11 protein-coding genes and 1 pseudogene are annotated in these 13,369 nt (G+C 64.8%); 5 read left to right on the top strand and 7 right to left on the bottom strand.

Going from position 1 to position 13,369, the window contains the following annotated elements:
- The first annotated feature begins 42 nt into the window (after positions 1-42).
- The 4 genes and pseudogenes from dgoD to J7548_RS12025 form a co-directional block, all read left to right on the top strand.
- Positions 43-1,191, top strand: a complete 1,149-nt coding sequence (gene dgoD / locus J7548_RS12040; protein WP_290974819.1) for a galactonate dehydratase — start codon at positions 43-45, stop codon at positions 1,189-1,191.
- Between the two features lie 379 nt (positions 1,192-1,570).
- Positions 1,571-2,368 (top strand): type I methionyl aminopeptidase, encoded by a 798-nt coding sequence (gene map / locus J7548_RS12035; protein ID WP_290974818.1) that lies wholly within the window; start codon positions 1,571-1,573, stop codon positions 2,366-2,368.
- 114 nt (positions 2,369-2,482) lie between these two features.
- Positions 2,483-2,695, top strand: a complete 213-nt coding sequence (locus tag J7548_RS12030) for a hypothetical protein (RefSeq protein ID WP_290974817.1) — start codon at positions 2,483-2,485, stop codon at positions 2,693-2,695.
- Between the two features lie 91 nt (positions 2,696-2,786).
- Positions 2,787-3,314, top strand: a pseudogene (locus tag J7548_RS12025) (type 1 glutamine amidotransferase domain-containing protein); the annotation flags it as partial.
- A 277-nt stretch (positions 3,315-3,591) separates the two neighbouring features.
- Here J7548_RS12025 and J7548_RS12020 read toward each other — a convergent pair.
- From J7548_RS12020 to J7548_RS12000, 5 genes are all read right to left on the bottom strand, one after another.
- On the bottom strand, positions 3,592-4,026 hold the full coding sequence (locus J7548_RS12020) for a PGDYG domain-containing protein (protein ID WP_290974816.1): 435 nt from the start codon (positions 4,024-4,026) through the stop codon (positions 3,592-3,594).
- A complete protein-coding gene (locus tag J7548_RS12015) occupies positions 4,023-5,909 on the bottom strand; it encodes a hypothetical protein (protein ID WP_290974815.1) in 1,887 nt (628 codons plus the stop codon). The genes J7548_RS12020 and J7548_RS12015 overlap by 4 nt, the downstream gene beginning before the upstream one ends.
- A complete protein-coding gene (locus J7548_RS12010; RefSeq protein ID WP_290974814.1) occupies positions 5,906-9,268 on the bottom strand; it encodes a tetratricopeptide repeat protein in 3,363 nt (1,120 codons plus the stop codon). Before J7548_RS12010 ends, J7548_RS12015 begins: the two co-directional genes overlap by 4 nt.
- 164 nt (positions 9,269-9,432) lie before the next feature.
- Positions 9,433-9,693: a hypothetical protein gene (locus J7548_RS12005; protein ID WP_290974813.1), complete on the bottom strand. Its 261-nt coding sequence runs from the start codon at positions 9,691-9,693 to the stop codon at positions 9,433-9,435.
- Positions 9,694-9,783: 90 nt separating this feature from the next.
- Complete coding sequence (locus J7548_RS12000; protein WP_290974812.1) at positions 9,784-11,241, bottom strand: DHA2 family efflux MFS transporter permease subunit; 1,458 nt, start codon at positions 11,239-11,241, stop codon at positions 9,784-9,786.
- A 119-nt stretch (positions 11,242-11,360) separates the two neighbouring features.
- Here J7548_RS12000 and J7548_RS11995 point away from each other — a divergent pair, with 119 nt between their 5' ends.
- Positions 11,361-12,266 (top strand): LysR family transcriptional regulator, encoded by a 906-nt coding sequence (locus J7548_RS11995; RefSeq protein WP_290974811.1) that lies wholly within the window; start codon positions 11,361-11,363, stop codon positions 12,264-12,266.
- Positions 12,267-12,321: 55 nt separating this feature from the next.
- On the opposite strand, the gene J7548_RS11990 is transcribed toward J7548_RS11995, so the two are convergent.
- Positions 12,322-12,819, bottom strand: a complete 498-nt coding sequence (locus J7548_RS11990; protein ID WP_290974810.1) for a response regulator — start codon at positions 12,817-12,819, stop codon at positions 12,322-12,324.
- A 24-nt stretch (positions 12,820-12,843) separates the two neighbouring features.
- Entirely contained in the window at positions 12,844-13,368 is a 525-nt protein-coding gene (locus J7548_RS11985; protein WP_290974809.1) for a chemotaxis protein CheX, read from the bottom strand.
- Between the last annotated feature and the right edge of the window lies 1 nt (position 13,369).

The raw sequence follows: 13,369 nt of genomic DNA, 5'->3' as shown, positions 1-13,369 counted from the left end.
ACAGCCGCGGCCTTTGCAAATTTTTCCTGAACGGACACACCCATGAAAATCACCAAGATCAGCACCTTCATCGTCCCGCCGCGCTGGTGCTTCCTGAAGATCGAAACCGACGAAGGCATCTCCGGCTGGGGCGAGCCCATCGTCGAAGGCCGCGCGCACAGCGTGGCGGCGGCGGTGGAAGAACTGTCCGACTACCTGGTCGGCAAGGACCCGCGCAATATCGAAGACCACTGGACCATCCTCTACCGCGGCGGCTTCTACCGCGGCGGCGCCATCCACATGAGCGCGCTGGCCGGCATCGACCAGGCGCTATGGGACATCAAGGGCAAGTCGCTGGGCGTGCCGGTGCACCAGCTGCTGGGCGGCGCGGTGCGCGACTCCATCCGCGTCTATTCGTGGATCGGCGGCGACCGCCCTTCCGTCACTGCCGAAGCGGCCAAGAACGCCGTGGCGCGCGGCTTCACCGCGGTCAAGATGAACGGCACCGAAGAACTGCAATTCATCGACAGCCACGACAAGATCGAACTGACGCTGGCCAATGTGCAGGCCGTGCGCGAAGCGGTCGGCCCCAACATCGGCATCGGCGTGGACTTCCACGGCCGCGTGCACAAGCCCATGGCCAAGGTGCTGATCAAGGAACTGGAACCGTACAAGCTGATGTTCATTGAAGAACCGGTGCTGTCGGAAAACTCGGAAGCGCTGAAGGAAATCGCCCACCTGACCTCGACCCCGATCGCGCTGGGCGAGCGCCTGTACTCGCGCTGGGACTTCAAGCGCATCCTGTCCGAAGGCTACGTGGACATCATCCAGCCCGACGTCTCGCACGCCGGCGGCATCACCGAAACCCGCAAGATCGCCGCCATGGCCGAAGCCTACGACGTCGCCCTGGCCCTGCACTGCCCGCTAGGCCCCATCGCCCTGGCCGCCTGCCTGCAGGTCGACGCCGGCAGCTACAACGCCTTCATTCAGGAGCAGAGCCTGGGCATCCACTACAACGAAAGCAACGACCTGCTCGATTACATCAAGGACAAGGACGTGTTCGCCTACGAAGACGGCTACGTCAAGATTCCGCAAGGCCCCGGCCTGGGCATCGAGATCAACGAAGAATACGTACGCCAACGCGTTGAGGTCGGCCACCGCTGGCGCAACCCGATCTGGCGGCACAAGGACGGCAGCTTCGCCGAATGGTGAAGCGCGTCCGCAACCTCTCCTCAGTAGTTCTTAGGGCCTATTGCCCTTCAATTTGCGAGATGCGTTGCCCCCAGAAGGCGTGATGGCAAGGCGCGCGGTAGAGCTGGTGGTGATACCACCAGTTCTACCGGGCAACGCGGCCAGCGCGCCTTCTGGGGGCAACCCTCCGGGAACGGCCATCAGGCGTCGCCTGCCGTTGTTGCGGCTCCTTGCCGTAGCGCCACTACGGCGCGTCGCCACGCCTAGGCAGACAACGCCTGATGACCGTTCGCACTCGCAAATTGAAGGGCAACAGGCCCTAGCCCGGTTCCAACTTTTGTTGGCCGGGCTTTTTTGTTGCTCGGATAGAATAGGGCGCTATTCGAGGGAAGATACCAACATGAGAAAAGTAAAACTGCGCAGCCCCGCCGAAATCGCCCAGGCGCGCGCGGCCGGGCAACTGGCGGCCGAAGTGCTGCAAGTGGTGGCCGAACATGTGAAAGCCGGCGTCACCACCGACGAGCTGGACCGCATCTGCCACGACCATATCGTCAAGGTGCAGAAAGCCAAGCCCGCCAACATCGGCTACCACGGCTTCCCCAAGACCATCTGCAGCTCGGTCAACGAGGTGATCTGCCACGGCATCCCGTCGCGCCAGAAGCTGCGCAACGGCGACATCGTCAACATCGACGTGGCGGTGATCAAGGACGGCTGGTACGGCGACTGCAGCCGCATGTATTTCGTCGGCCAGCCGGGCGCCGCCGCCAGGAAACTGGTCGAGACCACCTATGAGGCGATGTGCGCCGGCATCCGCGAGGTGCGCCCCGGCGCCACGCTGGGCGACGTCGGCCACGCGATCCAGTCGGTGGCGCAGCGCGATGGCTTTTCGGTGGTGCGCGAGTACTGCGGCCACGGCATCGGCACCATCTACCATGACGAGCCGCAAGTGCTGCACTACGGCCAGCGCGGCGCCGGCCTGCCGCTGAAGGAAGGCATGATCTTCACCATCGAACCGATGCTGAACGCCGGCAAGCGCCACACCCGCCAGCTCGACGATGGCTGGACCGTGATCACCGCGGACGGCTCGCTGTCGGCGCAGTGGGAACATATGGTGGTGGTGACAGCCGGCGGCTATGAAATCCTGACGCCGTGGCCGGACGGTTTCGGCGCCTATCCTGAGATGGCCTTGCGCACCTGAGCCGCGGGCGCGGCCATTGGATTTTTCCTACAGTGGTTTACCGCATGCGCCGACATCGGGCGCATGCGTCTTGTCGTAGCCTGCAATGTCTGGCAGCAACGCAAAGGAGATACGATGCCCGCATCCAGACAGTCCCGGCACGAGCGCCCCAGGCATTACGACACGCCATCGGAAGTGGCATTGGACGAGGCCAACGAGATGAGCTTCCCCAACAGCGATCCGGTCGCGACTTCCAACATCACGCGCATCAGGCAGGCGCCCGACATGGCGCCTGCCCGCACCGACCACCAGAACAGCAACCAGGTGAAACAGCCCGGCAAGGGCTGACCATTCCCTTCCCGCGTCCGCGGGCCCCCATCCAATGTCCGGGCGTCCCGGCCTTGCGCCGCCCCGGATTTTTCATTCATGGGAGATCGATATGGCAAACCGATTCAGCAACCTCAAGGTCGCCGTCCTGGTGACCGACGGTTTTGAGCAAACCCAGCTGCTGGAACCGAAGCAGGCGCTGGAAGCCGCCGGCGCGACGGTGCATGTCCTGTCGGACAAGCCCTCCGGCGTGCAGGGGGTCATGCATCTCGACAAAGGCCAGGTGGTCGCGGTCGACAACACCATCGACCAGGCCAGTTCCGACGACTATTCCGCCGTGCTGCTGCCGGGCGGCGCGGCCAACGGCGACGCGCTGCGCCTGCGGCCGCAGGCGCGCAGTTTCGTGCATGCGGCCAACATTGCCGAGAAGCCGATCGCGGCCATCTGCCATGGCGGCTGGCTGCTGATTTCCGCCGACCTGGCCAAGGGCCGCACCGTCACAAGCTGGCCCAGCCTGCAGGATGACTTCCGGCATGCCGGCAGCAAATGGGTCGACCAGGCGGTGGTGCGCGACAGGAACCTCGTCTCTTCGCGCCATCCGGCCGATTTTCCCGCCTTCAACGACGAGTTCATGAAACTGCTCGACGAGCAGCAGCAGCGCGAACTGCGCCAGCCCTTCACCCCGGCAGGGGCTGTCGGCGAGGTACGCGCCAATGCCGATGCCATTCCGCCGGTGAAGAAATTGTCATCCCATGGCACCGCCCCCGCGGCGCCTCCGCAGCACGAAGACGAAGCTTTCGCGATAGCCCTCGGCCAATCGCACCAGAGCGACGGATGAGGCCCGACGCTCGTGAAAATAAAAACGCCGCTACGCAAGGCTTCGTAGCGGCGTTTTCATGGGGCGGCCGAATTGCCGTTCAGGCCGGCACTATCTGGTATGTCCGGTCGAAGATCGACGCCGCAACGATGCCGTAATCGCCAGGCGCATATTGCAGCAGCCAGTCACCGGGATTTCCATGCAGGTGCTTGCCCGCGGCCGGGACATCAAGCTCCAGCGGCTGGTCGAGCCGCAATGCGAACACGTCGGCCGGCCGCTTGCGGTACTGCCCGTCCATCCCCGCCGCCGTCGGCGCGACCGGTTCGTAAGTCGCCAGGAATTTTTCCCGCGCGACCGGCCACTGCTCCCCTTGCACGCCCGTCAGCAACGCGTCGCCGGCGGCGTAAGCCACCGGCCCTTCAAGGGTATGGCAAACGCCGGATGCGGCCATCCAGCGCACGGCCACCGGCACCGGCAGCTTCCTCACGCGCAGCGCGGCCGGATGGCGGGCAAGGTCTGGGATGGGGGCGCTCAAGCCGGCATCTCCGTTTCCTGTACGCTGATCAGCGCCTTCCATTGCTGGTTCTCAGCGGACATGACCGAGGCCGCATCAAAGGCGATCTTGCGCAGGTAGGCTGAACTATCCCAGGTATTCGGCATGGCCTTGCCCTGTTCATTGTCGATAGCGGCCATCAGGGTGGCCAGGTTTTCCTCCGTCAGGTGCGAGGCTGCCGCCACGCGCGACAGCTCCAGCTTGGTCTGGATACCGTGCAGCGCGGCGGCCAGCGCCGGGAAGAATGCCGTCAGGTACAACAGCCATTCGGCCTCCTCATGATAGCCCAGCGCCGGCAGGATGAAGTGCAATACCACCCCGAGGAACGACGCCAGCACCAGATATCCGGACAAGGCATGCATGCCATGATGGCGGCAATGCAGGCGGTGCATGTTCTGCTCGTGATAGCTCTGCTGACCTTCGATCTTCTCCCGCAGCACCTGCACCATCTTGCCATGATCCTCCTGATGGTAGTTGTAGCCCTGCTCCCTCCCGGCCAGGCCATCCGTGGCCAGCGAGCGCTTGACCAGCCAGGCCTCTGCGTGGAGCAAGGAAAAACGATCGGCGATCCGGTCATACCGGAACAGCGGCCGGTAGCAGAACTCTCCCGCCGCCAGGAACGGTCGGGTCAGCGCCAGGCAGCGTAGTTGCTCGGCCAGGAAACGATGCCCCAGCCAGCGCAGATGCCATTTCCTGCGCGTAGCTCCCTTGAACAGCAGTACCACGCTGAGCAGGAAGCAGCCTTCGATGATGGGCCAGGCGATAGCGCCCAGCCCCTCATGTTCCACCCCCATGTGCAGCGCCCCGCTGACGGCCGCGAACACAGCCAGCGACGACAGCAGGTACAAGCTCCACACTACGCTGCGGTGCCGCCCCGCGGCCATATTGGCGCGACGGTCGCTCCACTCCTGCAGGCGGTGTCCGATGGCGAAGCGCGGCGCCGGTTCCGGCGCCGGAGCCGCCTTGAACAAATTCTTCAGCCGGGATGGCTTGCGCTCGAACAAGGCACTGAAGAACAGGTCGATCGCGCCCGCAGTCCGCCCCCACCAGGATCGTCCGCTATGCTCGCGCGCATAATGTTCCAGCGCCCGGGCATGCGCGCTCGCCTTGTCGGCACGCAAGTAGCGATGACGCGGCGGCAGGGATGGCGCCGTACTCAATGGATTAAGCCATTGCCGGATCACCGGCGTCAACGGATTGTCCAGCTCCGCCGAGAAGATGCTGCGCTCGCCGTGCGCCAATTGGGCATTGAACACCCGGTTGGTCAGGCGGAACAGCGTAGGCGCGTCCAGCCTGGATGCATCCACCTCGCGCAGCTTGCCTTGCAGGTCGATCCACAACACCGGAACGCCGCTTTGCAACGCCTGCTGGATCAACCTGACGACGCCGCCAGAACGCCCTTGCGGGTCATTGCCGTCCCACACCGCCAGCAGCACGTCGGCATGCGCCAGGGCAAAACGGTCGCGCTGCGCATAGACCGAGTCATCGGCCTTCAGCACCTCGGCCGGGCAACCGAAGCTGACCGCATGCGGCGCCAGCGGGTCGCCGCCGGCGAGCGCATCGGCCGTGACCACGCGCAGCGACAAGCCCAATTCCAGCGCCGCGCTTGCGGCGGCGGCATCAACGCCATCGGCGTTGCCGGTGATCACGCGCACTTCGCACGCGCCCGACGCATACAAGGAGCCGTCGAACACTTCGTCGGCCAGCGTGCGGTCGGCCTGCAGCGCGGCGAACTGCGCCAATACGCCTTTGAGCCGCGCCAACGGCACGTCGGGCTGGCCGCCCAGCCGGTCGGGGCGATGCCCCGCGACCAGGATGTTGCAAGTGCGCGTCAGTGCCGGGAAGGCTTCGGGTTGCTGCGTCATGATGATTGGTCCTTATTTTTATATGCGTGGCCGGGGACAGTCGTGCCGGCCGCCGGCCTGATGGCGTAATTGATGGTTGGAGTGGCGGAATACTGGCCGGCCCGCGGACTACCGTAGTTCACCGTATTTCCCGGTGTGGATGGCGCCTCCTGATACCCGCGACACTTGCGCAAGTTGTTCAGCGCCACGGCGATCAGCGGATGGTTGGCCGGCAACAGGGCGCGCCGCAACGCCAGGGATTGCTCATAGAACTGCAGCGCCTTGGCCTGCAATCCCTGCCGTTCATACAGCGTGGCCAGATTGTTCAGCGCCTGGGCGCGCCCGATATCGGTTTCAGCCAGCATCGACAAGGCATCGGTGAATAAGCGCTCGGCCTCCTGGAGTTTTTCCTGCGCCTGCCGGACCGAACCGAGATTGATGAAACAAACCGCCAATTGCGGCCGCATCCCGGCACCTCCCAGCCGCGCCAGCGTGACGGCTTCCTGCACGCAAGCTTCGGCCGGCTCCAGCTTGCCCGACTGCAGGTATGCCACGCCCAGGCCGTTGAGCGCATTGACCGTCAGCGGATGTCCGGCGGGCAAACCCTGACGGGCGATTTGCAGCGCGCGCTGCAGGTATTGCTCCGCCTGCTGGAACATTCTCTGGTCAGCATAGATCTGCCCCATGTTGCTCAAGATGGCGATTTTCCCGCCGGCATCGACATGCGATGTCGCCTCGTCAAGCGCCAACGTTTCTTCGAAACATTTCCTGGCGTCGTCGAGTCGGCCTGCGTCGAGATAGCAGACCCCGAGGTCGTTCAAGGCATCCCCGATCACCCGGCTGCCAGGAGGGAAACAAGCCCGGCCGAATTCAAGCGCCCGGTACAATGCCGCCTGGGCCTGCGCCATATCGCCCAGCTTCTGGAATTGCTTGCCGGTGGCATTCATGAAGCTGAACATCGCCACTTCCAATTCCAGCGGCACACGAGACGTCACCCCCGCGAAGCGGGCGCTCAATTTGTTGATGCCTTCAGTCAGCAATCTCAGCGCGTCGGCATTCCGGCCCAGCCCGTCATACACCTGGACCAGATTGAACAGTCCGGAAAAATAAGCGTCTTCGCTCTCGAGACCGTACTGCCGCCTCAGCGCCACGATGGCTTCCGACAACGGCAACTGGTCGGCATAGTAGGCCCAATGGTGCAATCGCACGGCCAGGGCGCCGGCACTATCGATGAGCATGCCGGCCGCCTTCGGCTCCACAGCGGCGCACATGTCCGCCAACCGGCGCGCCCAATCCTGGCCGATGACCGGCGTCGCCGCATCGATCGGCGGCGATGCCGAGCGCAGGATCTGCAATGCCGCCATCATCAGAGGGGCATCCTTGTCGCGCAGCAGCAATGCCGATTCCAACTGGCCCGCCACCTCCGCCAGTTCGTCCCGGCAAGCGCGTTCGGACGGCATCGCCTGCGCCAGCGCCACATGCTGATGCAGCCGCTCCGCGAAAGCGCGCGCCGTCGGCTGGCAAAAATAGGCGGCAAGTTTCCGGCGGGCGGCGGCCATATCCTCGCCCGACGGCTGCGCGCCGCGCGACAAGGCCAGATGCATCAGGCTTTCGCGGCCCTCGTTGCGCAGCAGGTAAGGCCGCAGCACCGCCAGCACCGGGCTCAGGAAAGCCGTCGGCAAACGTGGTTGCCCGCTTTCCGCGGACACCGGATCGGTGGGCGCTGCCAGCAGGTCGGCCAATTCGGTTTCGTCCAGCCCTTCCCGCGCCAATGCCAGCCACATCGCCAGTTCGGATGCCAGCCGCGGATGCGCCGCGTCGCCGTAGGTCGCATCCCAGCTGCGCAACTGGTACGCGAACAGGGCGTCGGCATCGTCGAAGGACAACAGCGATGCGATGTCGCCCATCAGGGTCTCGTGATGGCTATAGATGCGGATATCCTCCAGCACCATCTTCAGGTAAAGCGGAATCTCGGTGCGCGGGTGATTGGCCAGCAGGTCGACCTGCGCCGGCGCCAGCGCCTTGCGGTAGTTGGCGGTGAAGGCGTCGATCATCCTGGCGCGCTGGGAAGGCGCCAGCCGTTCCAGTTGATGCGCGGCGTAGCCCGCCTCCGAAGCATAGTCCTGCAACCCGCTGACGACCACGGCCACCCCGGCCGGCCAGTATTGCGCGGCCAGCGCCCGCAGCGCCTCGGCGCTGGCATCGAGCTGGTCGACGGCATCGACCAGCAGCAGGATCGGCGCCGCCAATGCGCGCTGCGCCGTGGCGAGCTCGCCGGCCAGGGCCTTCCATTTTTCCTCGTCGGTGGCATCGGCGAACGCATTGCCCTCATCGGCGGCGGATGCGCCATTGCGCTTGCGCAGGATGTCCAGCAGGTCGTCGCGCCACAACCCGATACCGCGCCCGCCATCGGCGCCGCAAAAGCGCGCATGCACCAGCGCCCCCGGAAACGCCTGCGGCAGCCAGCGCGCCAGGTCGGCCATGAAGGCGCTCTTGCCCGAGCCGGACGGCGCGGCGATGTACAGCAGTTCGCGCCGCTGCCCCTGCGATATGCGCGCCGGCTCCAACTGCGCGGCCAAGGCCGTGCGCACCTGCTCGCGCATGTCGACCAGCGGCACATAGGCTTGCAGGCGCGAAGCGGCAAAGCGGGCGTGTGACTGCGCGCGTTGCGCGACCGGATCGGGAACCTGGTCGGCCGGATAGCGCTCCTCCAGGCCCGCCAGCAGGATCGTGTAGATGCGCTCGCCGAATTCCTCCACGCTGCGGTAGCCGTCGAGATCGAGCATGCCGCTGTCGCGCAGTTGCTGCTTGAAACGCTCAAGACGGCCGCGGCCGTCATCGTAGAAATCAGCCTCCCTGACCGTAGCGGAGCTGTCGGCGGCTGCGCGGTAATAATGCGCGGTCAACGCCGGATCGCGCAGGAAGAAATGTGCCTGGGTAGGATTGGGCGAATGCAGGTGGTCGAGCACGCCGAACCGCATCTCCAGTTCGGTCACGCTGATGCCCTCTTCCAGGCCGGAACGAATCCGTTGGGCATAGCGTGAATCTGAATGGGAGTCCCAATAGGCGGCAAGGTCGGCGGCCTGCGGAATCCAGCCATAGCGCTCGCCCATGAAGCCGATGAAGAACGGCGGGTATTCGCGGCAGCGGTCGATCTCGGACAGGCAAATCTCCACCGTGCGACCGTTCTTGCTAGCCTCTTCGGTCACGCCCCAGCGCAGATCTATCTCGGTGAAGCCGACATTGCGCCCGGCGCAGTCCTGGCGGAAACGGGGGAACACCGTTTGCAGCAGGTAGTCGCGTTCCGCATCCATGTCGCGGAACGTCGATGAAAGAAAAACGCGAATTTCCCGATTCGCAGTCTCGAAGTTATCGTCCATTGCCATTGCCGGAAAAACCGGCTTGTCGTGCCGGCCTTGCGGCAGGCTATCTGATTCATCGGCAAGACGCAGTCCCTGGCCGGCAGTGGCTTCCACCGGCCCGGCATCATTCGATTCCAGGCGCTCCCCTCCAGGTGTCCCGTTCCCGCCTCCTTGTGTCTCTTTTATTGCGCCGGATCCGGCTCGTCCCCCTTATCCGGTTGCGCCTGTTCCTGTTTCGCCATCTCCGCCCGTATCAACTCCTGCAACTGCCGCTCGCCGATGAAGCGATGCAACGTGGCCGAGTCGCTGAAATCGCGCTCCATCTGCGCATCCCAGGCCTTGGCATGAAAATCGCCAAACCAGCCGGCAAAGCGACCGAGCGCTTCCGTGTCCAGCGCGGCGACGGCGTTTTTGGCGGCTTCCAGGGGATCGGTGGATGGCATGGTCAGTAATAAATTGGAACAGGCATATCTATCTGGCTCCAAATTTTACGACATATTCCTTTTCGTCAATATGACAACTGCGCCGCCCGCTCAGCCGCGAACCGCTTCGCGCGCGGCGCGAATCCGGCTGCAGCTGACGAAGGTGGCCACCACCGTCGCCGCCACAGCGACCCACAAGGCAAACCGGATCGCCATGGCATCTTCTGCCGCATTCATCTGCGCATGCCCCTGCGACATCGCCGCGGCCGCGTAGACCGACAGCACGATTCCCAGCAAGGCCGTCCCCAGGCACTGGCCGAAGGTGCGCATGATGGCCAGTACGCCGGAGGCATTGCCGCTGCGCTCGCGCGAGACGTTGCCCAGCATTTCGCGGTTGTTGGGGCTCTGGAAGAAACCGAATCCCATGCCGCATACCAGCGCGCGCCAGGCGATATCCCAGGCTTGCGCCTGATCCGGCAGCAAGGCCAGCAACGCCAGGCCGACGGCGAACAGGGCCAAGCCTGCGGTCGACAGCAAGGCCGGCGAATGGCGGTCGGCCAGGCGCCCGGCATGCGGCGCCACCAGCACGATGCCGATCGGCCAGGGCGTAAACAGCAAGGCGGACTCGAAGGCGCTGTAGCCATAGGCGTTCTGGAACAGGAAAGGCAGCGCGACGAAGGCGATGCCCTGCCCGACGAAAGAGACCAGCGAGGTCAGGGCCGCCAGCGAGAAGCGCTGCGAAGCGAAGATGTCCAGCGGCAGCAAGGGCTGCCGTGCGCGCCGCTGCACCCGCATGAAGGCCAGTGCCGCGGCGATGCTGGTCAGGCCGAGCCCGACGGCGCCCAGCAGGCCCCGCCCCTCTTGCCCGCCATGGGCGAGCTGCGCGCAAGCCTCGGCCGCCAGGATCATGGCTCCCATGGCGATGGCCGACAGCACCGCGCCGGCGAGGTCGAAGGGCTCGCGCGTAGGCACACGGGTCGCAGGAATGGCGCGCCATGACAGCCAGACCGCCGCCAGGCCCAGCGGCACGTTGATGGCGAACAGCCATTGCCAGCCCATGGCCGCCAGCAAGGTGCCGCCCAGCGCCGGCCCCACTGCCGTGGCGGTAGCGATGAGCACCGCATTGAGGCCGAGGATGCGCCCCAGCAGGCGGTTGGGAAACACCGTGCGATGGATCGCCGGCGCGATGCTCAGCATGGCGGCCGCGCCCAGCCCCTGCAGCACCCGCATGGCGATCAGCATCTCCACCGTCGGCGACAAGGCGCAGCCCAGCGAAGTCAGCGTGAATACCGCCAGCCCGGCGCTGAACAAGGCCCGGAAACCGACCCGGCCGGACAGGGAGGCGAAGATGGCCAGCGTCACCGCCGTGGCCAGCAGGTAGCCGTTGGCGACCCAGATCGAGGTGCCCACCGGCGCCCCCAGTTCGCGGGTGATCTGCGGCAAGGCCACATTGACGATGGTGCCGTCGAACACCGCCATCGTGGTGGCGATCATTACCGCGGCCATCGCCAGGCGGCGCTCGGCCCCCGGCAGCCCTTCATCTCCCGGCTGGTCTGAAAACAATTCCATGATCGGTCATCCTGTCGAACAATGATGCATAGACTATAGCGAGGCCGCAGCCATGGCAGAAGACGCATCGATTGCAATTGATACCTGCACCAAACGCCATATCTGCTAGGATGGAGCGCATGTCCGAACCCGACCTCAACCTGCTCATCGCCCTGGATGCCTTGCTGACCGAAGAAAGCGTGGCCGGGGCCGCGCGCCGCCTGGGGCTGAGCGCCTCGGCCATGAGCCGCACGCTGGCCCGGCTGCGCGACGAGGCGGGCGATCCCTTGCTGGTGCGCGCCGGACGCCGCATGGTGCTTACCCCCGGCGCCGTGGCCTTGCGCGAACGCACCCGCAACGTGGTGCACGAAGCGCGCTCGGTGCTGCGCCCCGCCACGCCGGCGCTGGACCTGGCGACGCTGCGGCGCACCTTCACCATCCGCGCCAATGATGGCTTCGTGGAAGCCCTGGGCGCGCGCCTGATCGGCGCCGTCCATGCCGAAGCGCCGCTGGTGCGGCTGTACTTCGCGCCCAAGGTCGACAAAAGCCCGGTTTATCTGAGAGAGGGAACGGCCGACCTGGAAATCGGCGTGGTCGACGCCATGGGGCCGGAAGTGCGCATACAAGCCCTGTATCGCGACCGCTTCGTCGGCGTGGTGCGCAGCGGCCATCCGCTGGCAAAGGGGAAGATGAGCCTGGAGCGCTACATCCAGTTCGGCCATGTCGCCGCCTCCCGGCGCGGGCAGCCCGATGGGCCGGTGGACGAGGCGCTTGCCGCGGTCGGCCTGAAACGCGATGTACTGGCCATGGTGCCAAGCTTTCCCGCCGCATTGGCGGTCGCACGCGACTCGGACCTGGTGGCGCTGATCCCGGCCTCCTACCTGAGCGCAGAACGCCTGGTCAATACCTTCGTGTTCGAATTGCCGGTAGCCACCGGGCAGATCACCATTTCGCAGATGTGGCATCCGCGGCTGGAACTGGACCCCGCGCACCGCTGGTTGCGCGAGGTGATGCGGAGAGTATGCCGTCGCACCGGATCACGGTGAATTCCCGGTAGGAATCCGACCGCAGGCAAAAACCGGTTAGCGCGTCAGGACGCGCTCATTGGCCTGCAGAACGCTCATCCGCCTCGGCATCAATCACCGCCTGCGCCGCCAGGGCCGCGGCATCCCGTTGCAAGGCCAGCATCTTGCGCTGCTCAATTTCCGCCAGGAGCTTTTCCTGGATCACGACCCGCTTGCAGGCCTTTTCGATCGCCTCGTACACCTTGATCTCCTGGAACGGCTTGATCACGTAGCCCTTGGCGCCCACCTTGAGGGCATCGAGCACCATCTTCTCCTGCCCGTGCGAAGTCACCATCACGATTTTCGCATCGGGGAATTCGCCGATGATGGCGCTGGTGGCCTCGATGCCGTCCATCTCGGGCATTGTGATGTCCATCGTCACGACATCGGGACGATATTTCCGATAGGCTTCGATCGCCTCCTTGCCGTTTGCCGCCGTCGCGATAATGCGGTGCCCCAGCGATTCCAGCATCATGCTGAGCTTGCGTACGGTGATAGCCGAATCGTCCACCACCATGATTTTCATTATTTCCATAGCCGCTGCTTTCCTAAAATAAAATCAATCTGCGTAATCCAGGCCATCGGTAAACAAGGCCATCGGTCCGATCAAGTCGACGTCCATGGTGCCGAACGGCGTGGCTATCCGGCGCTGGTAGAACATGGCGTTTTGCAGGCGCGGTATCGTCTTCACATGCTCCAGCACCACGGGCGGGGTGATCGGGATCCGGCGCGCGTCGAGCCGCTGGAAGTCGGCGGTACAGTGCCCCACCACGATATTGACGATCTCGCCCGCGGCATCTTTCCTGAGCTGCTCGACCTCTTCGGGAAGGATGTTCATCCCCTCGGTCATGCGTTCATACAGCGCCTGGATCAGGCCATCCTGGAAACTGAATGCGATGAACAGGTCGATCACGCCGCCCACGCCGATGCTTGCCGTCATGTCGCGAAAGGTCAGCGACTCGGCGTTGCCCGTTTGCGGCGGCAACAAGTCGGCCTGCATCGCAAACTCGGAGGCGAAATACCTGCATGTCTGCGTGAGCGCCGAGTCCATCACGCTTTCGATTTGCGGCAACACATTACCCATG

Source organism: Herbaspirillum sp. (genome assembly GCF_017744395.1).
Lineage (GTDB): Bacteria > Pseudomonadota > Gammaproteobacteria > Burkholderiales > Burkholderiaceae_D > Herbaspirillum.
The sequence above is the reverse complement of the archived record's forward strand: the minus strand, read 5'-3'. Positions and strand labels throughout refer to the sequence as shown.